This window comes from Halobaculum sp. D14, from assembly GCF_051195135.1.
Classification (GTDB): Archaea; Halobacteriota; Halobacteria; order Halobacteriales; family Haloferacaceae; genus JBNTKA01.
Genome location: NZ_JBNTKA010000004.1, coordinates 98,554 through 123,842, shown reverse-complemented (window position 1 = coordinate 123,842; position 25,289 = coordinate 98,554). Strand labels below are relative to the sequence as shown.

Annotated in this window: 21 protein-coding genes and 1 pseudogene; 12 read left to right on the top strand and 10 right to left on the bottom strand. The window is 69.2% G+C overall.

Annotated elements, in window-relative coordinates:
- Positions 1-26: 26 nt before the first annotated feature.
- From ACQUST_RS13715 to ACQUST_RS13705, 3 genes are all read right to left on the bottom strand, one after another.
- Positions 27-3,254, bottom strand: a complete 3,228-nt coding sequence (locus tag ACQUST_RS13715; RefSeq protein ID WP_435129704.1) for a glucodextranase DOMON-like domain-containing protein — start codon at positions 3,252-3,254, stop codon at positions 27-29.
- 72 nt (positions 3,255-3,326) lie between these two features.
- A complete protein-coding gene (locus ACQUST_RS13710; protein ID WP_435129701.1) occupies positions 3,327-3,575 on the bottom strand; it encodes a hypothetical protein in 249 nt (82 codons plus the stop codon).
- A 438-nt stretch (positions 3,576-4,013) separates the two neighbouring features.
- Positions 4,014-5,114, bottom strand: coding sequence for an NADH:flavin oxidoreductase/NADH oxidase (locus ACQUST_RS13705; RefSeq protein WP_435129698.1), 1,101 nt, complete (start codon positions 5,112-5,114; stop codon positions 4,014-4,016).
- Between the two features lie 165 nt (positions 5,115-5,279).
- Here ACQUST_RS13705 and ACQUST_RS13700 point away from each other — a divergent pair, with 165 nt between their 5' ends.
- Positions 5,280-5,453 (top strand): hypothetical protein, encoded by a 174-nt coding sequence (locus ACQUST_RS13700; RefSeq protein ID WP_435129695.1) that lies wholly within the window; start codon positions 5,280-5,282, stop codon positions 5,451-5,453.
- Positions 5,454-5,662: 209 nt separating this feature from the next.
- On the opposite strand, the gene dpsA is transcribed toward ACQUST_RS13700, so the two are convergent.
- Positions 5,663-6,211, bottom strand: a complete 549-nt coding sequence (dpsA, locus tag ACQUST_RS13695; RefSeq protein ID WP_435129692.1) for a DNA starvation/stationary phase protection protein DpsA — start codon at positions 6,209-6,211, stop codon at positions 5,663-5,665.
- A 199-nt stretch (positions 6,212-6,410) separates the two neighbouring features.
- On the opposite strand from dpsA, the gene ACQUST_RS13690 reads away from it, so the two are divergent.
- Positions 6,411-7,724 carry a HEAT repeat domain-containing protein gene (locus ACQUST_RS13690; RefSeq protein WP_435129689.1) on the top strand — a complete coding sequence of 438 codons (1,314 nt, stop codon included), beginning with the start codon at positions 6,411-6,413 and terminating at the stop codon, positions 7,722-7,724.
- A 179-nt stretch (positions 7,725-7,903) separates the two neighbouring features.
- On the opposite strand, the gene ACQUST_RS13685 is transcribed toward ACQUST_RS13690, so the two are convergent.
- The gene (locus ACQUST_RS13685) at positions 7,904-8,143 is read right to left on the bottom strand and encodes a hypothetical protein (protein ID WP_435129686.1); all 240 of its coding nucleotides are present in this window, start codon (positions 8,141-8,143) and stop codon (positions 7,904-7,906) included.
- A gap of 80 nt (positions 8,144-8,223) precedes the next feature.
- On the opposite strand from ACQUST_RS13685, the gene ACQUST_RS13680 reads away from it, so the two are divergent.
- Positions 8,224-10,155, top strand: coding sequence for a phospholipase D-like domain-containing protein (locus tag ACQUST_RS13680; protein WP_435129684.1), 1,932 nt, complete (start codon positions 8,224-8,226; stop codon positions 10,153-10,155).
- Between the two features lie 33 nt (positions 10,156-10,188).
- On the opposite strand, the gene ACQUST_RS13675 is transcribed toward ACQUST_RS13680, so the two are convergent.
- Positions 10,189-12,096: a DHH family phosphoesterase gene (locus ACQUST_RS13675; RefSeq protein ID WP_435129681.1), complete on the bottom strand. Its 1,908-nt coding sequence runs from the start codon at positions 12,094-12,096 to the stop codon at positions 10,189-10,191.
- A gap of 307 nt (positions 12,097-12,403) precedes the next feature.
- On the opposite strand from ACQUST_RS13675, the gene ACQUST_RS13670 reads away from it, so the two are divergent.
- Positions 12,404-12,889: a Mov34/MPN/PAD-1 family protein gene (locus ACQUST_RS13670; RefSeq protein ID WP_435129679.1), complete on the top strand. Its 486-nt coding sequence runs from the start codon at positions 12,404-12,406 to the stop codon at positions 12,887-12,889.
- Positions 12,886-13,380: an adenylyltransferase/cytidyltransferase family protein gene (locus ACQUST_RS13665; RefSeq protein WP_435129677.1), complete on the top strand. Its 495-nt coding sequence runs from the start codon at positions 12,886-12,888 to the stop codon at positions 13,378-13,380. Before ACQUST_RS13670 ends, ACQUST_RS13665 begins: the two co-directional genes overlap by 4 nt.
- A gap of 61 nt (positions 13,381-13,441) precedes the next feature.
- Here ACQUST_RS13665 and ACQUST_RS13660 read toward each other — a convergent pair whose 3' ends face one another.
- The gene (locus ACQUST_RS13660; RefSeq protein WP_435129790.1) at positions 13,442-13,840 is read right to left on the bottom strand and encodes a DUF7528 family protein; all 399 of its coding nucleotides are present in this window, start codon (positions 13,838-13,840) and stop codon (positions 13,442-13,444) included.
- Between the two features lie 270 nt (positions 13,841-14,110).
- Here ACQUST_RS13660 and ACQUST_RS13655 point away from each other — a divergent pair, with 270 nt between their 5' ends.
- The 5 genes from ACQUST_RS13655 (at position 14,111) to ACQUST_RS13635 (ending at position 19,535) form a co-directional block, all read left to right on the top strand.
- The gene (locus tag ACQUST_RS13655; RefSeq protein ID WP_435129674.1) at positions 14,111-14,860 is read left to right on the top strand and encodes a DUF7117 family protein; all 750 of its coding nucleotides are present in this window, start codon (positions 14,111-14,113) and stop codon (positions 14,858-14,860) included.
- Positions 14,861-15,109: 249 nt separating this feature from the next.
- On the top strand, positions 15,110-16,492 hold the full coding sequence (locus ACQUST_RS13650) for an ABC transporter substrate-binding protein (RefSeq protein WP_435129671.1): 1,383 nt from the start codon (positions 15,110-15,112) through the stop codon (positions 16,490-16,492).
- 33 nt (positions 16,493-16,525) lie between these two features.
- Positions 16,526-17,416, top strand: coding sequence for a carbohydrate ABC transporter permease (locus ACQUST_RS13645; RefSeq protein ID WP_435129668.1), 891 nt, complete (start codon positions 16,526-16,528; stop codon positions 17,414-17,416).
- A gap of 125 nt (positions 17,417-17,541) precedes the next feature.
- Positions 17,542-18,303: a carbohydrate ABC transporter permease gene (locus ACQUST_RS13640; RefSeq protein ID WP_435129787.1), complete on the top strand. Its 762-nt coding sequence runs from the start codon at positions 17,542-17,544 to the stop codon at positions 18,301-18,303.
- Positions 18,300-19,535, top strand: a complete 1,236-nt coding sequence (locus ACQUST_RS13635) for an ABC transporter ATP-binding protein (RefSeq protein ID WP_435129665.1) — start codon at positions 18,300-18,302, stop codon at positions 19,533-19,535. The genes ACQUST_RS13640 and ACQUST_RS13635 overlap by 4 nt, the downstream gene beginning before the upstream one ends.
- Before the next feature lie 75 nt (positions 19,536-19,610).
- On the opposite strand, the pseudogene ACQUST_RS13630 reads toward ACQUST_RS13635, so the two are convergent.
- Positions 19,611-19,871: pseudogene (locus ACQUST_RS13630) on the bottom strand (aldehyde dehydrogenase family protein); the annotation flags it as partial.
- Positions 19,872-19,913: 42 nt separating this feature from the next.
- On the opposite strand from ACQUST_RS13630, the gene ACQUST_RS13625 reads away from it, so the two are divergent.
- The gene (locus ACQUST_RS13625) at positions 19,914-20,618 is read left to right on the top strand and encodes a DMT family transporter (protein WP_435129662.1); all 705 of its coding nucleotides are present in this window, start codon (positions 19,914-19,916) and stop codon (positions 20,616-20,618) included.
- Between the two features lie 72 nt (positions 20,619-20,690).
- Here the strand turns inward: ACQUST_RS13625 and ACQUST_RS13620 are convergent, their stop codons facing one another.
- Positions 20,691-21,578 (bottom strand): tetrahydrofolate dehydrogenase/cyclohydrolase catalytic domain-containing protein, encoded by an 888-nt coding sequence (locus ACQUST_RS13620; protein WP_435129659.1) that lies wholly within the window; start codon positions 21,576-21,578, stop codon positions 20,691-20,693.
- Positions 21,579-21,857: 279 nt separating this feature from the next.
- Entirely contained in the window at positions 21,858-23,105 is a 1,248-nt protein-coding gene (gene glyA / locus ACQUST_RS13615; protein ID WP_435129656.1) for a serine hydroxymethyltransferase, read from the bottom strand.
- Positions 23,106-23,205: 100 nt separating this feature from the next.
- On the opposite strand from glyA, the gene ACQUST_RS13610 reads away from it, so the two are divergent.
- On the top strand, positions 23,206-25,287 hold the full coding sequence (locus ACQUST_RS13610; protein WP_435129653.1) for a hypothetical protein: 2,082 nt from the start codon (positions 23,206-23,208) through the stop codon (positions 25,285-25,287).
- Positions 25,288-25,289 lie beyond the last annotated feature (2 nt).

Here is a 25,289-nt window from a genome sequence, read left to right as displayed (position 1 = left end):
TCCGTGGCTGCGGCCCGGACCCCGATTCACAGCGAGACGTACGGGATGGTCGCCTGGCGGTCGGCCGTGTAGCTGAGCGCGTCGGCGTTGTCGACGCCGTCCGGCGTCACGAGGTCGATGACGTTCGGGTCCGCGGTGTCGTCGCGGCCGCCGCCGAACGCGTAGCCGCCGTTGTCGGCGTAGACGTGCCGAATCCGCCCCGTGTTGTAGCCGTCCTGACCGAGCAGCAGCGGCGAGAACTCCGCGGCCGTCACGTCCGGCACGGCGGTCTTCGGCACCGCGATTTTCACCGCGTCGACCGCGCCGTACCCGGTGACTTCGACGTCCGTCGTCACCGTCGTTCCGTCGGCGGCCTCGACTCGGGGCTGGACGAATCCCTCGACGACGACGCGCCGGTGGTACGGCGCCTCGAAGTCCGCGTAGACGCCTTCGCGGGCGGCGGTCGCCCCGCCCGACTGCTCCGGGTTCCGCAGGTAGACGTGGAAGGTCTGGAGGCTCACCTGGTCGCCGCCCCACGGGTTCGTGAGCGGCCCGGCGAGCCGATAGAGGAACTGCCACTCGTCGTCCGTCTCGTAGACGTCGAACGACTCGATGTCGAAGACGCCGTCTCGGAACACGGACGCGGTCGGGTAGGTGTAGCCGCCGGGGCCGGCGTCGTCGCCGACCGGGTCCGCGAACGACCCGACGGCGTCGCCGACGTCGATGCCGGTGACGGTCTCTCTGGCGACCGTGGTTCCGAGCGACGAGACGTCGCCGCCGGTGCCGGCGACCACCGTGACGTCGAGCGCGCCGTCGGGCACCGAGACGTCGACGGAGAACTCGCCGCCGCCGTCGACGTACTGCGTGCCGTCGGCGGTCTTCACGACGACCTCCTCGCCGTCGGTCCGCCCGGAGACGGTCGCCGTCCCGGCCGCCGTCACGTCCGCCGGGAACTGGACGTCGAGCGACGGCCCGTCCGGCACCGCGCCCTCGGCGTAGCGGCTCCGAGTGATTCCGGGGGTCTCGACCGGCTCGCCGGCGTCGACGCCGTGTGCGAGCCGGACGTACTGCGCCATCGACCACGAGAGCGGCGTGGCGCTCCCGGTGCCTTCACCGAACGTCCACCCGTAGTCGGTCGGCTCGGGCCGGTCCCACACCTGCTCGGGAATCATGCGGCCGTCGTTGGCGAACGACGACATGGCGTCGAGCAGCGCGGCCGCGTCGCCGCCGGCGAGCAGTTCGTACTCGCCGCGTTCTCCGGTGAAGATGGGCCAGAGGCGGCCGCGGCCCGCGTTGTCGCCGTCGGCGCCCCACGGCGCTCCTGCGGGCAGGCTATCGCTCTCGTCGCGGCCCTGTTCGCCGTAGCCGTCCCCCGTGTACCGGTAGAACGCCGGGCCGTTCGGCGTCTCCACGCGGATTTGGTCGTCGACGACGTCGACGGAGTTCTCCACGACGGCGTCGTCTGCGGGGAGCACTCCGAGCCGGACGAGTTCGAGGAACCCGGCGTCGACGATTGCGCGTTCGTCGAGCGTCGGCCCGCCGTTCGCGAGGCCGCGCTGGGCGCCGTCGTCCGGGTCCGCGTCGTCGCTGATACGGACGAAGTACGGGTCGTCCGACAGCGAGCCGGTGGTCGTGGCGGTCCAGTCGGTGACGCCGGCCCGCCACTCGTCGGCGACGCCGAGGTACGCCAGCACGTCGCCGCGCTCCCCCTCGTCGTCGGCGAGCGCGGCGGCGCAGGCGAGCCCGGCGATTTCGGCGGCGATGGTCGACGGCGAGTAGCCGGACTCCTCCTCCCAGCGTTCCTGCCCGGACTCGGGGCCGTTCGCGGCGACGTAGTCCGCGGACCGGGCGACGTCGTCGTAGCCGAACGACAGGTCGTCGAATCCGACGCCGGCCTCGGCGAGCGCGTACGTCATGACCGCCGGGAACGAGATGTTGTCCATCTGCTCGCCGCCCCACCGCGTCCGGCCGTCCACGTACGTGTTCTGCGGGATGAACCCGGAGTCGTCCTGCTGTCTCTCGTAGATGTACTCGACGGCCTCGCGGGCGCTGTGCCGGTCACCCGCGCCGAGCATCGCCGTGAACGCCTGGTACAGGTCGCGCGCCCAGACGAAGTTGTAGCCGTAGTCAGACGGCCGGTTCGCCGCCGTCGCGTCGCCCCACGGCACCGACGGGCTGGCGAGTCCGGCGCCCGGGAACTGCTTGGAGTCCGCCGCCTTCAGCGTCATCGCCGCGGCGTCGTACTGGGCGTCGTCGCCGACGCTGTCGGGCCGGTCGAGCGTCCGGAGGTAGTCGCGCCACGACTTCCGGTACTTCGCGCGGACGCCGCCGAAGCCGCGGTCGAGCGCCGCAGCGGCCGTCTCGGCCGCGGCGTCGTCGTCGCCCTCCTCGGCGAAGCCGACGGCGACGGTGTCCGAGAGCCGTCGGGTGTCGGCTCCGAGTCGCCCCACGAGCGCGACGTTGCCTTCGGCGGCGTCGTATCGCGCGTCGGCGGCGCCGTCGACGAGGAGCGGCGAGAGCGCGTCGCCGCCGACCACGTCTGCGGTCGCCCACTCGAAGCCGCGGTCGGCGACGGCGGCGAGCGCCACGGTGTACGGCTCACCGTCGTCGTGAAGCACGACCGCCTCGTCGTCGAACGCGCCGGTGTCGAACGCCCGAAGCTCGAAGCCGCGCGCACCCCTCCCGTGCGCCTTGCCGTTCCCGGTCGGCTCCGACCCGGCGACGCGGGCCGCGTCGCCGCGGGCGGACATCGAACACGCCGGGTCTACTACGGTGTAGACGTCGTAGCGGCCGCCGTCGGACTCGAACGTCACGTCCGCGAGAACCGCGTCGCCGTCGGGGTCGGCGGCGTACTCGGCGGTCAGCGTCCAGGCGCGCTCGTCCGCGGTCTCGGTGACCACGTGCCGGAACAGCAGCGCGTCGTCGGCCGTCGGCTCCACGCGTCGGCGCACCGTGTCCTCGTCGTCGTCGGTCCGGCTGACGTTGTGCGTCCGCGCCGCGTAGCCCGTGTCGGGGTCCGCGACGAGGAAGTCCACCGTCCGAACGTTGATGAGGTCGATTCGAGGGAAGCGGAGACCGGCCAGCGCGCCCTCGGTGAGCGCGAACCACGCCCGCGAGTCCGGGTCGTCGTGGTCGGCGACGGTCCCCACACCGTACTGTTCGCCGGTCGTCCACGTCGCGTCGCTCCCCCCTGACGGCGCGCCCGCCGCCGGTGCCGCACCAAGCGACACCACGCCGGCCGCGCCGATTCCTTTCATGAAGGTTCGTCGTCGCACGGAGAGGTGGAACGGCCGAACCTCAATGATTGTTTTGGGATGTTAATTCGGTTACGAGTACCTGTACGTCCGTCACCGCTCTCGCCGTCTCCGGTCGCGGCTCCGGTCCGGGGTCAGTTCGCCGAGGGTCCGGAGGGTGAACCACAGCAGGAACAGGCCGGCGACGAGGCCGACAGCGACGCTCGCCGCGATTTCGGTGGCCGAGCCGCCCGCCTGGAACGCGACCAGGCCGGTCGACCCGCCGACGAACAGGACGGAGAGCGCCTTGATGCGCCGGTTCGCGTCGCGCTGCTCGTCGTCCGAGATGCTCGGGCCGACCATCACTCCGCCACCGACACGTGCATCCCGGCGACTCGCCAGCCGTCGTCGGTGTCGGCGAGCGTCCCGCCCACCGGGTGTCGTGGGCGTGCTCCTCGAACGACTCGGTGTCGTACCACTCCAGTCGGACGTCGTCGCTGAACGCCGCGAACCCGTCGCGGTCGACGGTCCGAAGGTCGCGGCTCTCGACCACCCAGTCGTCGGTCGTCCGCGTCTGTTCGCGCAGCCCGCGGGCGATTTCCGCGTAGCCGACGAGCCGCTCGGTGACGCCGACTTTCACGACGGTCGGCGATTCCAGGAAGAACGGTGCGAGCGCCTCGCCCGCCCGGAGCGCGTCGTAGTACGCACGGACCGCCTCTGCAGGAGTCATGCGTCACGGCAGGGCCGCGGAGGGCTTCAAGACGGCGCTTCTCCGCACGCGGCCGAGTAACCGACCGGCGATTACCGCGGCTTCGCGCGGCGGTACTGCACCGGCCACTCGACGTCCTCGCCGAGTTCGCGGGCGGCGTGCAGCGGCCAGTACGGCGACCGCAGGAACTCGCGGGCCATCAGCACGGCGTCGGCGCGCTCGTTCGCGACGATGGCCTCCGCCTGCTCGGGGCTGGTGATGCCGCCGACGGACGCGACCGCGATGTCGGCGCCCTCGTCGTGGACGTGTTCACGGATGGTCTCGGCGAACGGGAGCTGGTAGTTCGGCCCGGTGTACGTGATGTTCTGCGCCGGCGAGATGCCGCCGGAGCTGACGTCGACGAGGTCGGCGCCGGCGTCGGCGAGCAGCGGGGCGAGCCGCGCGGACTGCTCGACGTCCCACGACGCCTCCTCGTCCAGCCAGTCGGTCGCGGAGATGCGGACGAACACGGGCTCGTCGTCGGGCCACGCCGCCCTGACCGCGCCGACGACTTCCCGGAGCAGCCGGGTCCGGTTCTCGAAGCTGCCGCCGTAGTCGTCGTCGCGGTCGTTCGCGACCGGCGAGAGGAACTCGTGGAGCAGGTAGCCGTGTGCGGCGTGCACCTCGACGACCTCGAAGCCGGCGTCGGACGCGCGCTCGGCGGCGGCGGCGAAGTCGTCGACGACGCCGGCGATTTCGTCCGTCGAGAGTCGCCGCGTCGGATGCTCGTCGCCGTCGCGCGGATACGGCTTCTCGCTCGGAGCCACGACCTCCCAGCCGCCCTCGTCGAGCGGCACCGGGTCGCCGCCCTCCCACGGCTGCGCGGTCGACGCTTTCCGGCCGGCGTGTGCGAGCTGAATCCCGGGGACGGACCCCTGTGACCGCACGAACTCCGTCACGCGGGACCAGGCGTCACGCTGTTCGTCCGTCCAGATGCCGACGTCGTTCGGCGTGATTCGGCCCTCGGGGGAGACGGCGGTCGCCTCCGAGAGCACGAGCCCGGCGCCGCCGACGGCGCGGCTGCCGAGGTGGACCAGGTGCCAGTCGTTCGGCATGCCGTCCGTCGCGGAGTACTGGCACATCGGCGAGACGAACACGCGGTTCGGAATCTCGGTGCCCCGGAGCGTCAGCGGTGAGAACAGGCGCTCGACCATGCCGCCGGTTCGGCCGCCGGGTTGAAACTGCTGCCGGCGACAGACGGGCTTGCCGCCACCCCGGAGCCGAAACCGTCCCTCGGTGGCGCCGGCCGGGCCGCGGCCGCGCCGAGGGATTTAGGCAGACCAAAATGTATATGTCCGTCCGGCTGCGACGGGGAGGTAATGGGAGCACGCGAGCCGGAGCACCTCGCTGAAGACGCCGAGCAGACGCCGGAAGCGGACGAATCAGGTGCCGTCTCGGCACACCAGTCCAGCCCGGACAGAACCGTGTTCACCGAGGACGGGAACCGCGACGGCTGGATTTCGACCGACTTCACCGTTCAGGCGCGTCGCTGACGCGGCGCCTCGCCGACTGCACGGACCCCGATCACGGAACGGCTCAGCGACCACGGGTCGGCCGTCGGTCGGTTCGACGGAGTCGTCTGCCACTGACGAGGGATCGACAGCCGCGCCGGTCTCGTGGCGGCGGATGCGTCGAGCGCGAAAAACGGACTCTTCGGAGAGAATAGGACAAAAGCGGCGTTTCGGCCGGTTCGTCGGCGCGGTTACTTGGTGGCGCCGTCGAGGACCAGCGTGTCGTCTTCGAGGTAGTGTTCGATGTGGTGGGCGGCGTCTTCGACGTCCACGAGGTTCTCGCGGAGCAGTTCCGCGGTCGTCGGGTCGCCGAGGTTCTCGGCGAGTTCGACGTGTTCGCGGAGCGTCTCGATGATGTCGCCGTACATCTCCATGTCGTGTTCGAGCGACGTCCGGATGTCGTAGACGTCCTCGTCTTCGGGGGTCACGGGCGCCTTCTCTTCGAGCGTCGCGCCGGAGGCGTGCGGGACGCCGCCGAGCGCCTGCGCCCGCTCTGCGAGTTCGTCCGCGAACTCCTCGGCCTCCTCGGCGGCCTCGCCGAGGAACAGGTGGAGGTCGCGGAACTCCGCGCCCTCGACGTTCCAGTGGTGCTTTTTGAGCTGGTGGTACAGGACGTACGTCGCCGCGAGGTCGGTGTTCAGCGCGTCGACGAGCTGAGACGCGCGGTCGGCGTCGACTCGGAGGGCCTCGGAGCCGGTCACTTCGCCTTCGGATTTCACGACGTTCTTCTGGGTGCTCATTGCACTCCCTACTTCCATCTGAATCCACATAAAGATTCACTTCCGGAAACAGAGGTTTGTGAATCAAAAACATCGGTTGCCGGTCGCGCGGATTCGGGATAGTTCCCTGACGGCTTCGGCGCCGCCGCGGCCCGAGGCGGGGCGGCTCCCAGCGGCGGGAAGGGAAACGCCCTTGTAGCCGTCACGCCGACCCACGAGTATGAGTGACGACGAGTCCGCCGAGGAGCAGTCCGAGGAGGCGGGGGAGGACGTCCCGGCACCCGACGTGTCCGCCGAGGACCTCGACGCGCGGCTCGACGAGGCCGCCGACGCGCTCGAGGCAGCCGAAACCGAGGCAGACCTCGACGACGTCGAGGAAACGCTCGACGACGTCGAAGCCGACCTCGAAGCCGCGTCCCTCCCCGAACCGGACGAGGAGGACGAGGACGCGGAGGACCCGCGCGAGCAACTGGAGTCGCGGCTGTCGGACCTGCGCGACGACGTCGACGCCCAGCGCGGCCCGTACGCCGAAGACGTCGTCTCCGCCATCGAGGACGCGCAGTCGACGCTGCGGGACACGCGGTGGACCGAGGACGGCGAGGCCGACCTGCCCAGCGTCGTCTCCGAGTTCGCCGACGCCGCCGGCGACGCGCTCGACGCCGACCTCACCGTCGCCCCCGGGACGACCGACTCCGACGAACTGGCCGAGAGCCTCGACGCGGCCGTCGACGCCGTCGAAGACGCCGGCCTGGACGCCGACGACGACGCCGACACCATCGCGGCGCTCATCGAGGCGACCGACGCGCTCGCCGACGGGCTGGAGGCCGCCGAGGAGTGGGACGACCTCGAAACGCACGAGCAGCTCCGCGCACAGGGCTTTTACGACCCGCTCGGCCACTACAAGGACTTCCCGGTCGAGCTCGCTGCGCTGAAAGAGTGGGAGACGCGCGGGAACGTCGAGATGGTGCTGCTCGCGCTCGACTCCCTCCAGTCGGAGTTCATGGAGGAGCACTGCCTGAACGCGCTCATCCGGATGAACGACGACGACGCGTTCGAGGCGATGCACGAGCGTGCCCAGAAGCGCGACCAGCCCGCAATCGAAGCGCTCGGAACGATGGCGGCGGACGACGCCGTCGAGACGCTCGTCGAGTACGTCGACTCCGACTCGAACCCGCAGCTCCAGAAAGTCGTGTTCAAGGCGCTCGGCCGAATCGGCCACTCCGACGCCGTCCAGCCGCTCGCGAACAAGCTCGTCATGGAGAACGACGAGGTCCGGCCGTTCGCCGCCCGCGCGCTCGGCCTCATCGGCGACACCCGCGCCGTCGACCCGCTCGCCGACGCCGCCGCTGACGACGACAGCGACTCGGTCCGCGCGGCCGCGCTGTGGGCGCTCAGACAGATCGGTACCGAGGCGGCGCTCGAAGCCGCCGCGGAGTACACCGACGAGTCCGTGTTCATCGTCCAGACCGAGGCGCAGAAGGCCTGCGACGCCCTCGACGCCGGCTCCGACGCCGAGCCCGAAGCAGCAGCGTAACGCTCCTCGCCCCGTTCGCGTCCCCTTCCGGCTCGGTCGCTCCGACCGGTTCTCGTTTTCAGTTCCGTCGCTGGGCCCTTACCGCCGGTTCGGCTACAGGCACGGGTGGACGACGGTCACGAAAACGGCGCAGAACCGGCGCGGAACCGGCCGAAGCCGCCACCAGATTCGCCTTCGTGTCAGGCGAGTTCGCCGAGGAACAGCAGCGTGAAGCCGACGGAGATGAGCAGCGCGCCGGCGCGGCCGAGGTTCGTGTGTTCGGTGAGTTCGTTCGGCGCGATGTCGATGTCGTAGCTGCCGAACTCCTCGTTGTACCGGACGTACGACGGCACCTGAAACAGTTCGAGAAACAGGAGCGTACCGCCGACCGCGCCCAGCGCGGCGCCGGCGAGCCGCAGCACTTCGGCGAGCGTGACCATGCAGGAACGGCGCGGCCGCGACGCAAAAACGCTCCGGAGGTCGGCGAAGATTCAAACCAGAAGGCGCGGCCAGACCGACCGTGTCATCCGCGTCAGTCTCCGCGGCCGAGTCCGTCGTCGCCGTCGCGGTGCTACTCGTCGCCGTCTGCGGTCCCGGAGCCGTTGCCGCCTCGGGACCCCCCGCGACCGCAGGAACAGCCGCGACGCAACCCTCCACGGATGCCAGCGCGGCCGCGGTGCGGCCGCGAATCATCGAGCTGTACCCGAACCCGGTGGCCGACGGCGACGCCGGCGAATACGTGCTCGTCCGCCTGCCGCCGGGGAACTGGAGCGTCACCGACGGAGAGACGACGGCGACCGTCACCACGGAGACGGCCGAGGCCGTGGTTCTCACCGCGAACCGGAGTAGCCTCCTCGGCGCCCCGGACGGCAGAGTCGTCGACGGCGGGCTGGACCTGTCGAACAGCGGCGAACGAATCACGGTGCGTCGGCAGACGAACCGCTCCCGCGACAGCGGGCCGAGCGGAGCGAAGTCAGCGGCCGTCGACGCGGTTCGGTACCGCGACGCCCCGGAGGGAGAGCGGTGGCTCCGGAGCGGCAAACGTCACTGGCGACCGGTCGGCCTCGACCACCGCGCCCCCGCCGTCGTCGGTCGAGCGGACGCGACCGCGTTCGTTCTGCCGGACGCGCCGTCCGCCGCGGTCGACTCGCTCCGCGGCGCCGACGACCGGCTGCTGCTGGCCGCGTACACCTTCGAATCCGAGCGGACGGCCGCCGTGCTCGCGGACGCCGCCGAACGCGGAGCGACCGTCCGGGTGCTGGTCGAGGGCGCCCCGGTCGGCGGCGTAACGAAGACGCAGGCGCGGCTGCTCGACGACCTCGTCGCCGCCGGCGTCGACGTGCGGGCCGTCTCCGGCCCGTACGCGCGGGTCCGGTTCCACCACGCGAAGTACGCCGTCGCCGACGACACCGCTGTCGTCCTCACCGAGAACTGGAAGCCGGCCGGCGTCGGCGGCCGCAGCAGCCGCGGCTGGGGAGTGCGGCTCGACTCCGCCGCGGCCGCCGACGAACTCGCCGCGGTGTTCGCCGCCGACGCAGAGTGGCGCGACGCGGTTCCGTGGCGGCAATACCGTCGCGGACGGACGTTCAGCGACGCCGACGCCGCCACCGGTCGGTTCCCGGCTCGGTTCGAGCCCTCCCGCGTCGGGCGGCCGAACGCCACGGTGTTGACTGCGCCGGGGAACGCCGAGGCGGCGGTCGTGAACGTCGTCGACGACGCCGACAGCCGGGTCGACGTGATTCAGCCGACCGTCGAGCCGGGGCCGCTGCTCGCCGCCTGTCGACGCGCCGCGGGGCGCGGCGTCCGCGTCAGGCTCCTGCTGTCGAGCGCGTGGTACGTCCAGGAGACGAACGCGGCGCTCGTCGACCAACTAAACCGGTGGGCAGACCGGGCCGGCGTCCCGTTCGAGGCGCGCCTCGCGTCGCCAGCGGGCCGGTACCAGAAGGTGCACGCGAAAGGCGTCGTCGCCGACGACGTCGCCGTCGTCGGGTCGCTCAACTGGAACCCGACGAGCGCTCGCGAGAACAGGGAGGTGCTCGTCTCGCTTCGCGGCGAGGCCGCCGCGGCCTACTACCGGCAGGTGTTCACCGCTGACTGGACGGCGAGCGCCGACGGCGGCGTCGGTGGCTGGACGGCCGGCCGGCCCGTTCCGCCGCTGCTCGTCGTCGTGGCGGTCGCCGCGGTCGCCGGCGCCGTGCTGTACGCCCGCCGCCGAATCGAACTCGGCGGCCGAGACCGTCGGTCAGGCGTGGAATCGGAACTGGCCGCGGATGACCCGGGGTGGACCGGTGGACGGTCCGGCACCAGCCAGCCCGGCACCGGCCAATCCGACACCGGCCGGTCAGGATTCGGGGTTGACGCCGACGGCGCCGTCGGCACCAACAGCGCTGGCGACGCTGACGGTGGACGTGCCGGTCCGAATCGGGAGAGAAGTGGAGGCGAAACGGACTGAGTTTACCGCACGGCTCGTCGCGCGGCTCGCGGGTCAGTCCAGCGTCGCGGTGCTCGACAGCTCCTCGTCGAGTTCCGCTTCGCCCATCTTCTCGACGAGCGCGTCGATGACGTCCTCGCGGCGGCCCTTCACGAACTTGATGGAGCCGACGACGAGGTGGCCGCCGCCGGAGACGCCGCCGCCCGTGACCTCCTCGTTCAGTTCGGTCACCATCTGCGGGATGTCGAGCCGGACGCCGTCACTGCGGAGCACGGCGAAGTCCGGGCCGTAGCCGATGGTGATGACCGGTTCGCCGTGCTCGCGGACCTTCCGGTCGTGGAGTTCGCCGGTCGTGTTCCCCGGCGCCGGGTACGTGAACCGCTGCGCGAAGTTCTCCAGGTCGGCGGTGTACAGGTGCGCGCCGGACTCGAGCGTCTCGTGTTCGACGTGCGGCTCGACCATTTCGAGCTGCTCGTTGACGTCGCGGGCGGCGCGCGTCGCGAGGAACTCCACGAGTTCGTGGTGACGGCTCTCGTCGTCGCAGCCGACGTTCAACACGTCGTTCACGAGCGTCTTCCCCTCGCTGTAGCGGAGCCAGTGGGCGGCGTAGTCGAGCGCTTCGCCGATGTCGCCGAGTTCGTCGCGGTCGTAGCCCGCGGTGCCGGCGAGCTCGACGAACTCGTCCATCACCTCGGCTTTCGACCGGTCCGAGAGCCCGGCGACCGCCGGGACGTGCCGGAGTTCGTCGGTGAGGCCCGGGTCGATCATCCGGGCGAGTTCGACGCACATCATCCCGGTCGTGATGCGGTAGTCCTCGCCGTGCAGGTACGGATTGACGTGGGCGTCGAGCAGGTCGTTCACCGCTTCCGGGTCCGGGTGGTGGTGGTCGACGACGGCGATGGGGACGTCGTAGTGCGTGAGGTTCTTGTACGCCGGAACGTCCTCCTCCGTGGAGCCGTTGTCGAGCATCAGGAGGAACGGGAGCTTCTGGCCGTGGCGGGCGCGCCCCTCCAGCGCGAAGTTCAGGTCGCGGGTGACGTCCTCCATCTCGTAGAACGGCGCCTTGCTCGGCAGCCGCTTCAGGTGGTGCCGCGCGGCGTCGTCGTCCGCGTGCACCTCGTCGATGAAGTTCTCCAGGGCGAGCTGTACCGGAATCGACGCGCACATCCCGTCGCCGTCGGCGTGGTGCCGAATCCGAATCGGTCGGCCCTCGAGCACGGTGCGTCGGAGCAGCCGCGCGACCTCCGCGAGCTCCTCGCGCAGCGACTCGAACGCCTCCCACTCCACGTGCGGCTCCACCGACGCCGGCTCTGCGCGCTCGGCCGTCGCTTCGTCCAGCCGCTCGCGGGCGGTCGCGGCCGTGTCGCCTTCGAGCACCGTGATGCCCTCGACTTCGAGCTGCGTCTCGCCTTCGTGCTCCTCGACGGTCCCGTTCAGCCGGACGAGGTCGCCGACCTCGACGGCGGGGTACGCGCGGACGCCGGCCTCCTCGAACGCCGCGGCGCCGATGATGCCGGTCTCGTCGGCGACGTGGAAGATGGTCGGGCCGCCGGTCTGCTTGATCTGCGTGATTTCGCCCTCGACGGTGACGGTTTCGCCGACGCGGGCGTCGTCGACCGCCGTGATTTCCGGCTCGTGTTCGACGTCGAGCGTCCGGTAGTCGTCGACGTCGGCGAGCGCGAACGACACGTCGCCGTTCTCCTTGATCTCCTCGAGTTTCACGACGACGTCGTCGCCGACGTCGTACTCCTCGCCGTTCAGGTTCGACTCGTGGAGCAGCCCCGAAACGTTCTCGGAGAGGTCGACGAACACGCCGTACTCCACGACGCCGTTCACGGTCGCGTGGTAGCGCGCGCCGACGTCGACGTCGGTCAGCGTGCAGTCGGGCGCGAGGTCGTAGACGATGGGACGCGAATCCGCGTCCCCCGCATCGCCGGAATCCCCGGCGGATGAGTCAGTCATAGCTACCGGTAGGGCGACGAGCCGTGAAAAGGTTGTTAATCGTCCGCGCCGCCGACTGGCGGTGTTCTGTTTCGCTCGATTCACGTGCCGGCTCGGCCCAGAGACCTCACCGGCGACCGTCGATGCCTCGCTCCGCTCGGTTCAAGTGCCGCCTCGGCCCAGAGACCTCACCGGCGACCGTCGATGCCTCGCTCCGCTCGGTTCAAGTGCCGCCTCGGCCCCGGGACCTCGCCGGCGACCGTCGATGCCTCGCTTCGCTCGGCATCGCAGTCGACACGCTTAGAAGGCGACCGACCGGAGTACGGGTATGCGATTGTTCCGGTCGGACCAGGTGCTCGGCATCGCAGCCGACACCCTGGAGTTCGCGCTGGAAGCGTCCCGCGAGACGCACCCGAACGAGTACATGGGCTTCCTGCGCGGGACGAACGCGGCCGACCTCGGGCTCGACCGGGACGGCGTCGTCGTCACCGACGTCCTCGTCATCCCGGGGACGTCGTCGACGCCGGAGAGCGCGACGGTCCAAGAGCAGCTGATTCCGAACGGCGCGAAAGCCGTCGGGTCGATTCACTCCCACCCGAACGGCGTCCTCCAGCCGTCCAGCGCCGACCTCGCGACGTTCCACGCCGGCGACGTCCACATCATCGTCGGCGCGCCGTACGAGCGGGAGACGTGGCGGGCGTTCGACGCCGACGGCGAGCCGCGCGACCTCGACGTCATCGACGTGGCGCTCCCCGACGAGGACGAGTTCTTCGACTTCACGCAGGACGACATCGACGCGGAGCTCCGAGAATGACCGGCGACGACACAGCGGCCGGAGCGGACGACGCCGCGGACGAGTCGGCACCGACGAAGGCGCTGGCGCAGGGGACGTTCGACCTGCTGCACCCCGGCCACCTCCACTACCTCTCGGAGGCCGCTTCCCGCGCCGACGAACTCCACGTCATCGTCGCCCGCGACCGCAACGTCACCCACAAGCCGTCGCCGGTGTGCCCGGACCGCCAGCGCCGCGACATGGTCGCGGCGCTCGAAGTCGTCGATGAGGCCCACCTCGGCCACGAGGAGGACTTCTTCGTCCCGGTCCGCGAAATCGACCCGGACGTCGTCGTACTCGGCTTCGACCAGCACCACGACGTCGACGACATCCGGCGGTCGCTGCGCGCCAACGACATCGGCGCCGAGGTCGTGCGCGCCTCCGGCCGCGAACCGCGGTACGACGGCGAACTGCTCTCCACGAACCGGATTATCGACAAGCTCATCGAGGAGCGCGTCGACGCCGACGACTGAGCCGCAGCCCTCCCGATTACTCTCGACCGCTCTCTCCGCTCGGTAGCCGGCGGTTCCTGGATTAGTCTCCCTCCTCGTCGCCTTCGGCGGGCCGGTCGCGTTTCCGCACGGTGAGCGGCTGGCGCGAGACGAGTTCGCAGTCGAACGCGGGGTGCTCCGCGAGGTGCCGAACCACGAGGTGTCGCCGGCCGCCGGTCAGCCCGGTGCGTCCGACGTCCTCCGCCGTGAACGCGTCCGGGAGTCTGCCGTACAGCCGTTCGAGCGCGTCGTACCGCTCGAACACCTTGCTGTGGCCGGCGGAGTCCGCGCCGCGCCGCTCCACGACGTAGCTGCCGTCCTCGCGGTGCGTCCCGGCGGTGTACAGGAACTCCCGGCGCTGCGTCAGCGCGTCGCCCAGCGAATCCCTGAGCCGCCGCGCCTCCGCTCTGGAGAGCCGGTGCTCGTCGCCGTCGAGTTCCAGGAGAACGCCGCGTCCGTCGTCGCTGCCAGCGGCTGTGAGCGTGTTACCGTCCGATTTCACAGCCAGCCGCCTTGCGGCGACTTCGTCTATCCTCGTCGAGGGTCGGATGAACCGACATAGTGACCGATAGTTCGAGCCGGCCTGGATAAATCAGGCGGTCGTACAGATGCCCGGTGCGACCCGGCACGACCCGGTGCCGCCGGCGCGTTCGGCCGTCGGTGCGTCGCGCCGTGCGAGCCCTTTTTCTCTCGCGCCGACCAACGACGCGCCATGGAGGTTCGCGGCGAGCGCGAGTGCACGGACTGCGGCGCCCGGTGGTCGTACTTCGAGACGGGCAGCGTCGCCTGCCCGGAGTGCGGCAGCATGCACAGCGTCGGCACCGGCGAACGGAAACGCCACACCGACGCGCCCGCCGAACTGAATCTGGACCCGATTCTCTCCCGCCTCGACGACGCGCCGCTCGCGGACCTGACCGACGACGTCAAATCCGCGTGCAGAGCCTACCTGCGGAAGCGCGGATTCATCCGCGGCGGCGACCTCCTCCCGCTGGACGACGCCTACCTCGTCGCCGCCGAACTCGTCCACGCCGCCGACGTCTACGCGCGGCTCGGCGACCGCACCGACGACGAGGAGTGGTACGTGACCGCGCTGCTCCGCGCCGCCGACACCGGCGACCGGCCCGCCGCTGACGAGGTTCCCCCGCGGATGCGGGAGGCGCGCGGACTCGCGGCCGCACAGGCCACCCTGGAGTACCGCCGCGACGCCGCGACCTCCCTCGACGACGCAGGCGACGCTGACGACGACTCCGGCACCGGCTCCGCCGGCGACCCCGACGGCGAGGCGCGGACGACGCTCGGCGCGCTCCGCGACCGCGCGAAACAGCTCGAAGCCGTCCACGGCGACGTCGACCCGGCGGTGGCGGACGCGCTCGTCGAGGCGACGCGGGCGCTCGGCCGCTACCTCGTCACCGGCGACGACGACTCGCTGGACGCGGCCCGCGACCGCATCGACACGGTCTGACAGTCGTCGCAGAACATCCGAAATTCGAGCGACAGCCAAACCGGCGCCCGTTGGCTCTTCACGCCGATCAGTCGTCGTCGAGCGACGCGAGGAGTCGCCGTCTCAGACTCATCCGGTTGCTGCTACTATCACTATATATTCCTCAGAGTGTGGCGTACTGAACCGGAGAGGAAGTCACTAGATATACTACAGCATACCAAAAATATCAATTTACTATACCCCTCGCGGGGTCGACCCAGACGAGTTTCAATGGATCGGATCAACTCTCGACGGACGTTTCTGAAGAGCGCAGGTGTGGGAGCGGTCGCTGGACTTGCCGGCTGTTCAGGGCAGAACTCCCAGGGCGATAGCGGTGGAACGGCGGGCACCACCGTCGGGTCTGCTTCCGAAAACGCGGTCAGCATCAAGTTCTGGCACGCGATGGGCGGCGACCTGGGGAAACTGGTCGACTCGCTCGTCAGCGACTTCGTGAGCCAGGCTGACGGGATCGAGATGACCGCGACGCAGAAAGGGAGCTACCGCGAGACGCTGAACGCAACGACTTCGGCGGTGCAGGCGGGGAATCCGCCCGCGATCGCGCAGATCTTCGAGATCGGGACGCAACTGGCGATCGACAGCGGAGTGTTCACGCCGGTCGAGAACATCGTCCCTGACTCTGTCAACTTCGACAACTACCTCGATTCGGTGATGAGCTACTACCGGATCGACGGAAAGCTCCACTCGATGCCGTTCAACTCCTCGAACGCGATCTTCTACTACAACAAGAACGCCTTCGAGGAGGCAGGTCTCGACCCGGAGAACCCGCCGACGACGTTCCAGGGGATCACTGACGCGGCGAACACCCTCACCGACGCGGGCGTCGTCGACAAGGGGACGACCTGGCCGAACCACTCCTGGCTCGTCGAGCAGTGGTTCGCGGAGCAGGGCGAGGTGTTCGTCAACCACGAGAACGGCCGCGCAGACCGCGCCACCGAGCTCTTCTTGCAGAGCGACGCCTCGAAGAAGATCTTCAACTGGTGGGTGGACCTCTACGAACAGGGGCAGTACCTGAACCCCGGCATCGAGGCGTGGTCGGAGGCGCAGCAGGCATTCTTGACCCAGAAAACAGGGATTCTCGGCTACTCGACGTCGAGTATCGCGCCGATGAAGCAGGGCGCGAAACAGAACGGGTTCGAGCTCGGGACGATGCGGCTTCCGACGCCCGGCGGCGTCCGGAACGGCGTCGTCATCGGCGGGGCGTCGCTGTGGACGCCCGCGAGCCTCTCAGACGCGAAAAAGGAGGCCGCAGGAGAGTTCCTGGCGTGGCTGACGAAGCCGGCACAGCAGAAGCGGTGGCACAAAGGGACGGGCTACTTCCCCGTCCGCGAGGAGGCCATCTCTCAGCTGAAGAGCGAGGGATTCTACGAGCAGAACCCCAACTTCCTGACGGCGATCGAACAACTCCGAGCGACGGAGGACATGCCGGCGACGCGCGGTGCTCTGATGGGGCCGTTCACGGAGGTCCGGACCATCGTCGAGGAGGGGTACGTGAGCATGATCCAGAACGAGAACCAGAACGTCACCGAAGTGCTCAAGAAAGTCGACAGCGACGCCGAGAGCGCGCTCAAGTCGTACAATCAGAAGGCGACCTGACGCGGCCTCCAAGCACACAGAAGTTCCTATCCGATGGCCGAATTCACGAAACCGTACGATTCGACGCTGCAGGCCGGACTGCTCCTCCTCCCCACAGCCGTGGTGCTCGTCGCGTTCCTCTACTACCCCGCACTCCAGACAGTGCGGCTGAGCTTCTTCCAGACGCTGCTGCTCGGGACGAAACAGACGTTCGTCGGGCTGGAGAACTACGTCACGCTCGCGACCTCGGAGGCGTACCGGACCAGCGTCGTGGTCAGCTTCGCCTTCGCCGCCGTCGTCGTGGTCGGGACGCTCGCCGCATCGCTGTTCGTCTCGTACCTGCTCTTCGAGGTCGAGGCCGGCGAGTCCAGCTACCTCCTGATCGCGATCTGGCCGTACGCGCTCCCGACGGCAGTGGCTGCGACGATTCTGATGTTCATGCTTCATCCGAATCTGGGCGTCATCACCAGCGCCGTCGAGTCGACGACCGGGCTGTCGGTCGACTGGTTCACGAGCGGTCCGCAGGCGTTTTTCGTCGTCTCGATCGTCGCGATCTGGAAGCAACTCGGCTACAACATCATCTTCTTGACCGCGGCGCTGAACAACGTCCCCGAGACGCTCACCGAGTCCGCGAAGATCGACGGAGTCGGTCGACTACGGATGCTCTACCGCGTGTACGTTCCGCTGATCTCGCCGACGCTCGTCTTCTTGGTCGTGATGAACACGATCTACGCGTTCTTCAGTACGTTCCCGATTGTGGACCTGATGACGAGCGGCGGCCCGAACAACGCCACGAACCTCCTCATCTTCAAACTGTACCGCGACGCGTTCGCCTACAGTAGCCTCGGGAAGGCGTCGGCCGAGTCGGTCGTACTGTTCGCGATCGTCTCGATCCTGATGTACCTCCAGCTTCGGTACACCGACAATCACACCCACTACGCCTAACGATGTCAACGGAATCCACGCGGACGGCCGACGCGAACGACGCGACGACGACGCGGATCGGCGTCACGAATCTCTTCGACGACCAGCTGTTCATCCACCTCGGACTTCTCGTCTCGGTGTTCCTGATGGCGCTCCCGCTCATCCTGGCAATCTTCATGAGCACGCAGACGCCGACGGAAGTGTACGACATCTCGAAGATCGGTTTCGGTAGCGCCGGACTCTCGAACTACCGAACCGCCCTCACCGACTACAACTTGATGCGGTACATGGTGAACTCGTTCGTGATGTCGGCGGTGATCGTCGTCGGTAAGGTGACGCTGTCGCTGCTCGCCGCGCTCGCACTCGTCTACTACCGGCTGCCGTACGAACGAGCGATCTTCATGTTCATCCTGCTCACGCTTCTCATCCCGGTTCCGGTTCGGATCGTCCCGCTGTTTCAGTTGATGGCCGACCTCGGCTGGGCGAACACGTTGCTGGCCATCACCGGCCCGTACATCGCGAGTGCGACCGCGGTGTTCCTGTTCAGACAGCACTTCCTCTCGATTCCGGAGTCGCTGGTCGAAAACGCTCGACTCGACGGCGTCGGGCCGCTCAGCTTTCTCGTTCGCGTCCTCATCCCGATGTCGAAGGGGATGATCGCGGGCGTGTCCGTCATCACGTTCATCTACGCGTGGAACCAGTATCTCTGGCCGCTCATCGTCATCAGCGCCCAGAAGAAGCAGGTGATTCAGGTCGGCATCAAGTACCTGCAGGGCGCGAGCCAGTCCGGACTGACTCAGTGGGGGCTCATAATGGCCGGCGCGGTCATCGCGCTGCTTCCGCCGCTGTTCGTCCTGTACGCCCTGCACCGCCCGCTGCTCGAAACATTCGCGATTCAACAAAAATGACACACATCCAGCTGAACGACCTCACGAAGCGCTTCGGATCGGTCACGGCCGTGAACGGGATCGACCTGACCATCGAGGAGGGCGAGTTCCTCGTGCTGGTCGGGCCGTCAGGCTGCGGGAAGTCCACGACGCTCCGGACGATCGCCGGTCTCGAAGACGTCACCGACGGGACGATCGAGATCGGCGGACGCGTCGTCAACGACGTTCCGCCGAAGGGCCGGGAGATCGCGATGGTCTTCCAGAACTACGCGCTGTACCCGCACATGACCGCGGCGGAGAACATGAAGTTCGGGATGCGCTCGGTCAGCGACTACACGCGCGACCAGATCGACGACCGCGTCGTCGACGCCGCCGAGACGCTCGACATCGAGGAGCTACTCGAACGGAAGCCCAAGAACCTCTCGGGCGGCGAGCGACAGCGCGTCGCGATCGGTCGGGCGCTCGTCCGCGAACCGCAGGTGTTCCTGCTGGACGAGCCGCTGTCGAACCTCGACGCGAAACTCCGGGTGCAGATGCGCGCAGAACTGCTCAAACTCCACCGGACGCTGGAGACGACGACGGTGTACGTGACGCACGACCAGACGGAGGCGATGACGCTCGGCGACCGCGTCGCCGTCCTGAACGACGGCGAGCTCCAGCAGATCGCCGCGCCGCAGACGCTGTACGACTTCCCCCGAAACCGTTTCGTCGCCGAGTTCATCGGTGAGCCGGCGATGAACGTTCTCCCGGTCGAGGTGCAGCGCGACGGCGAGGGGGCCACTGCCGTCCACGACGGATTCGCCGTGGCGCTCCCGGGCGTCGACCGCGCAGCCGCCGACTTCGACGTCGACTCCGACATGCAGGCGTTCTTCGGCGTCCGCCCCGAGGACGTCGGCCTCGCGTCGAAACTCCCCGACGGAACCGGCGCGTTCCACGCCGAAGTGACCGTGACAGAACCACTCGGCGAGCAGTTACTGCTCCACTGCCGGGTCGGCGGCGACGAACTCCAGGTGAAGGTCGAGCCCCGCAGCGACATCTCGGTCGGCGAGTCGGTGACGTTGGGGTTCGATCCCGACCGACTCCACCTGTTCGACCGATCTTCGGGGGCGGCAGTGTACCACTCCACGACCCGAGACGACGAAGGCCGCCCGCCGACCGACGCTGCGCCACCCGTCGAATCCGACGCGGACGCGAGCACTTACTCCGACCGCGACAGCGGAGCCGCGGTGAACGCTCCGTCGGAGCAGCGATGACTGGCGAGTAGTGCCGCGCAACGGTCTGCTGCCCACCCGAACGTCCGTGAGAGCGGCGGGCGGGGGTCGTCCGCCTCAGTCGTATTCAGTGAGGATGTCTGCGGAGAGCCCCTGTGCCATCTGGATGTCCTTGTCGTTGTTGACCCTCCAGGCGGTGCGGTCCGTGACGGCCTCGATGATCTCGCGGGCCGAGGGGTAGCCGTTCCCGGATTTCTTCACGCCGCCGGAGGGCAACTGGACTTCCGCGCCGATGCAGGGGAGGTTCGCGTACGCCAGTCCGAGTTCCGCGTGGTCGCGGTAGTAGTTGATCTGCCGGTAGTCCTCTGAGACGACGGCGACGTCCACAGGGGAATCGACCGGCAGGACTGGCCGGCGTTCGTGGTGCTCGGCGCCTGGGTGGCCGTCACCATCGCCACGCAGTTCCTCGGGACCGAGCTCACGAACGCCAGTCAGGGCTCGCTGCTGACGGTGCTGACGCCGATCTTCGCGGTGGTGCTCGGCGCGAGCGTGCTCGGCGAGCGCGTCACGCGGGCCAAGGCGGCGGGAGTCGTCCTCGCGGCGGTCGGAACCGTCGTCGTCTTCGCCGGCCAGTACGACCTGACCGGCATCGCAGCGGGCAACGCCGCCGGCGTCGCTCTGCTCGTCCTCGCTAGTCTCGCCTGGGCGGGCTACACCGTCTGGGGCGTGGCGGTCGTCCGGAAGTACGGGGCGCTGACCGCCGCAACCTACTCCGCCATCGCGGCCACGCCGATGCTGTTCGTGTTGGCGGTCGTCGAACTCGCCGTCGTCGGCCGGGGTGTCGGCTCCATCCCGCTGTCGGCCGGGTTCCTCTTCGCCGTCGCGTATCTCGGGCTCGCTTCGACCGCCGCGGCGTGGTATCTCTGGTACAAGGGCCTGGAGCACGTTCCCGCCGGAACCGTCGCGGTCTTCTTCTTCTTCCTCCACCCGGTCGTCGGCATATCGCTCGGCTCGGTGCTGCTCGGCGAACAGGTCGGCTCCGCGTTCGCCGTCGGGAGCCTCATCATCGGAGTCGGCGTCTGGATCGTCAGCCGAGAACGCGCCGGTGACGCCGGGAGCAACTGACCACGTACGAACGGAGCCGGGCCGCTGCTGTGCCGCTCGACGTCGACGGTTCCGGTTTCCGTGCCGCCGAGTTCAGGGGAGTGGGACGTCGACGTCGGCTTTCTCGGCGGCGGATTTCACTGTGTTGTACAGCAGCATGGCGCGGGTCATCGGGCCGACGCCGCCGGGGACGGGCGTGATGGCGCCGGCGACGTCTTTCGCGGAGTCGTAGTCGACGTCGCCGACGAGGACGGAGTCGCCGTCGCGTTCGACGCGGTTGATGCCGACGTCGATGACGGTGGCGCCCTCCCGGAGCATGTCGCCGGTGATGAACTCGGGGATGCCGGCGGCGGCGACGACGATGTCGGCGCGGCCGAGGTGGGATTCGAGGTTGTCGGTGTGCGAGTGGCACACCGTGGTGGTCGCGTTGCCGCCGTCGCCGCGGCCGAACAGGAGGTTCGCCATCGGTTTGCCGACGATGTCGGAGCGGCCGACGACGACGGCTTCGGCGCCGTCGGTGTCGACGCCGGCCGACTCGAGGAGCCGCTGGACGCCGTGGGGCGTGCAGGGCTTGAACCGGGGGTTGCCGGCGACGAGCCGCCCGACGTTTTCGGGGTGGAAGCCGTCGACGTCCTTCTCGGGGGCGACGGTGCGGAGGACCCGCCGCGTGTCGACGTGGTCGACGAGCGGCATCTGGACGAGGATGCCGTGGACGTCGTCGTCGTCGTTCAGTTCCTCGATGGTGTCGTACAGTTCGTCGGCGGGCGCGTCGTTGTCGACGTCGACGTGGACGCCGTCGATGCCGACCTCCTCGCAGTCGCGCTGCTTCATCGAGACGTACGTTTCGCTCGCCGGGTCGTCGCTCATCAGCACGGTCGCGAGCCCGGGCCGTTCGCCGGCCTCGGCGAGTCGGTCGACGCAGTCGGCGACGCCGTCGCGGATGTCTGCGGCCACCGCGTTGCCGTCGATGACGTCTGTCATGGCTGAAGGCGATGCGGCGAGCCGTAAGTATCCTCGGATTCGTGCATATCGAGGAGGAGAACCCCAGCGAAGTATGCAGATACGTGTCTCATCAACGGTTCGAGTCGGCCGCCGCAGAAACCAGGTCGACCGCAGTCGCAGAAGTCGCAGTCGGGTCGTCCGCAGCAGCGGTCGAGCCGTCCACGAGAAGTCGTCCGCGGCGTGGGTCACTGGCCTCCGGAGTCGGGCCGGGACTGCCCGGCGTGACTCCCGGTCGACTGTCGGGTGACTCCCAGCCGACTATTCGTACAGCGGGTGGGCGTCGGTGAGTTCGTCGACGCGGTCGGAGACGTCGCTGAGCACGGCGTCGTCGTCGGGCGCGTCGACGACGCGGCAGATGAGGTCGCCGACCTCGCGGAGGTCGTCCTCGTCGAAGCCGCGGGTGGTGAGCGCCGGGGTGCCGGCGCGGACGCCGGACGGCTCGAACGGCGACCGCGTCTCGCCCGGCACCGTGTTCGCGTTCAGGACGATGCCGGCGTCTTCGAGCGCCTCCTCCACCTGCTTCCCGGTGGTGTCCGGGTGGCTCGGCCGCAGGTCGGCGAGCACGAGGTGCGTGTCGGTGCCGCCGGAGACGAGGTCGAGGCCGTGGTCGGTCATCGTCTCGGCGAGCGCCTCGGCGTTCGAGACGACCCGCTGTGCGTACGTCTCGAACTCCGGCTGGAGCGCCTCCTTGAACCCGACCGCCTTCCCGGCGATGTTGTGCATCAGCGGGCCGCCCTGCATGCCGGGGATGACGGCTTTGTCGACGGCGGCGGCGAACTCCTCGTCGCACATGATCATGCCGCCGCGGCCGGCGCGAATCGTCTTGTGGGTCGACCCGGTGACGAAGTCGGCGACGCCGACCGGTGACTCGTGGACGCCGGCGGCGACGAGCCCCGTGATGTGGGCGATGTCCGCGAGGTGGTAGGCGTCGACGGCTTCGGCGGCCGCCTGGATGCGCTCCCACTCGACCTCGCGGGGGTACGCCGAGTAGCCCGAGACGACCATGTCGGGGTCGAACGACTCGGCCTTCTCGCGCAGCCCCTCGTAGTCGATGTAGCCGGTGTCGGCGTCCACCTCGTAGTGTTCGACCTCGAAGTGCTCGCCGACGAAGTTCGCGGAGTGGCCGTGGCTGAGGTGGCCGCCGTGGGTGAGGTCGAGGCTGAGGATGCGGTCGCCGGGGTCGAGCGCGGCGATGTAGACGCCCATGTTGGCCTGCGAGCCGCTGTGCGGCTGGACGTTGACGTGGTCCGCGCCCCACAGCTCCTTCGCGCGGTCGATCGCGAGCTGTTCGACGTCGTCGGCGAACTCGCAGCCGCCGTAGTAGCGCTTGCCCGGGTAGCCCTCAGCGTACTTGTTGGTGAGCGCGCTCCCCTGCGCTTCGAGGACCGCCTCCGAGACGTGGTTCTCGGAGGCGATCATCGCGAGCGTGTCGCGCTGCCTGTCGACTTCGCCGACGAGGGCGTCGGCCAGCTCCGGATCCGTGTCGCGAACCTCGGGGTACTCCATACCGCCGCTGCGACGAGCGGACACAAAAACCCAGGTAGTCCCGGCGCGTTCGGGCTTCGCCGACAGGAATAAAAAGGGGTGATTGCGTAGGAGCGTCTAGATGAACGTCGAGACGACTGACGACGGCCTCCGCGCGGTCGACGCCGCCAAGAACGCGCTCACCGTCGAAACCGACGGCTGGGAGGCCGCCGGAGGCGCGCCGTCAGTGCTCGACGCGGTCGACGCGGTCGACGTCGCCGGCAGCCGGCAGCCGGACACCGTCGTCTCGGGCGAGACGCGGCAGCTCCGATTCCCGCCGGTGTTCGCGACGGTCACGGACGTCGACACCGGCGAGACGTTCAGCCTCGACGGCGACGAGGGGCCGGTGTCGCTGCCCGCCGGCAACTACCTGCTCAAGGTCGACAGCCGCGTCGTCGCGTACGTCCGGTTCAGCGGCGCCGTCACGCTGAGCTGTCCCGGCTACGAGCGCCTCCAGTTGGACTTCCCGACGGCGACGACGGCGTCGGTCGGATTCGTCACGACGGTGCTGGAGTCGACGGACCGCATCCGAGTCCCGGAGTCGCCGGCCGGGGTCGCCGCGGCGCTCTCGGCGTTCTCCGCCGGCGGCCGAACGACCACGCCGGACCGGTCGTTCGCGACGATGCGCGGCCACCCGCCGCACGTCGAGTTCGACGACGACGTCGCTGCCGACGGCGCCATCCCGGCGTCCATCCGGGAACGCACCGACGACGCCGACGTCGAACTGACGGTGCCGCCGGAGCTCCGCTACCTGTTCCCGCTCGCGCCGCTCGCGTACTACACCGGCGCGGCCGTCCAGGTCGACCCGGACGCGACGCCGACGCTGACGATTCCGGGCCGCGAGGAGGAACTCGACGCCCTCCCGGCGTTCCAGCGCACCGTCGGGTCGCTGCTCGAACGCGTCTTCTACCTGGACTGTCTCGTCCGGACGGCCGGCCCGCACGGCTCGTCGCTGTCGCGGCGCCCCGTGCTCGACGAACTCGGGCTCGACGCGGACGACCTGTACCGGGAGCCGATGGCGCGGCGGCTCGACGCCTACCTCTCGGTCCCGTTCGACGACGTCCGCGACCGGTTCCCGGAGTGGCACCTGGCGATGGCGGTCGAACCGACGTACGAGCACGTGCGGACGCTGCCGCACCTCGTCGCGAACGTCCCGCACGTGACGCTGCCGGAGGCGACGCGGCTCGACGAGGACGAGTGGCTCGACCGGTCGCTCGGCGACTTCTACCGCGGCGCGGCCGGCGACGTCGCGTCCGTCGAACTCGTCCGGCCGACGGTCGGCCCGGGACGGACGCAGGGGTGGCTCGCAGACGGCGTCCCCATCGACGCGTTCAAAACCGTCCCGGAGGCGTACGAGAACCGCGCCGACTACCTGGACGACGCCGACGAACCGACGTCTATCGTCGCCATCCTCAACGACAGCGGCATGGCCGAAGAGCACGCGCAGGTGGCCGCACACTACCGGCAGCGCGCCGAGGAACTCACCCTCGACATCACCGTCGAAGAACACCTCACCGCCGACGAACTCGCCGACGTGTTCGAGTCCCGGCACGACCTCGTCCACTACATCGGCCACTGCGAGGCCGACGGGCTGCGGTGCGCCGACGGCTACCTGTCCGTGTCGAGCATCGACGAGTCGAACGCCCAGACGTTCTTCCTGAACGCCTGCGGGTCGTACCACGAGGGCATCGAACTCATCCGGAAAGGCAGCGTCGCCGGCGGCGTCACGTTCAACTCCGTGCTCGACAGCCACGCGGCGACGGTCGGCACGATGTTCGCGCGGCTGATGGTGAACGGCTACTCCATCGAGCGCGCGCTCGACAAGTCGCGGCGCCGCATCATGACCGGGAAGGACTACGCGGTCGTCGGCGACGGGACGCACGTCCTGACGCAGTCGGTCGACCTCATCGGGACCGACGTCGAAATCCGGGAGACGGGCGACGGCACCTACGGCGTCGACGTGTTCGCCGGAACCCCGGAGTCGACGGGCGGCTACTTCCGGCCGTACCTCCAGGAGGGCGAGGCGACGCACCTGTTCGGCACGGACTGCCACTTCGAGGTGTCACGGCGGGAACTGGAGACGTTCCTGTCGTACGCCGACAGCGCCGTCCTGTACGAGGGAGAACTGCAGTGGTCGGACGCGGTCCTCGACCGGCTCGGCTAGCC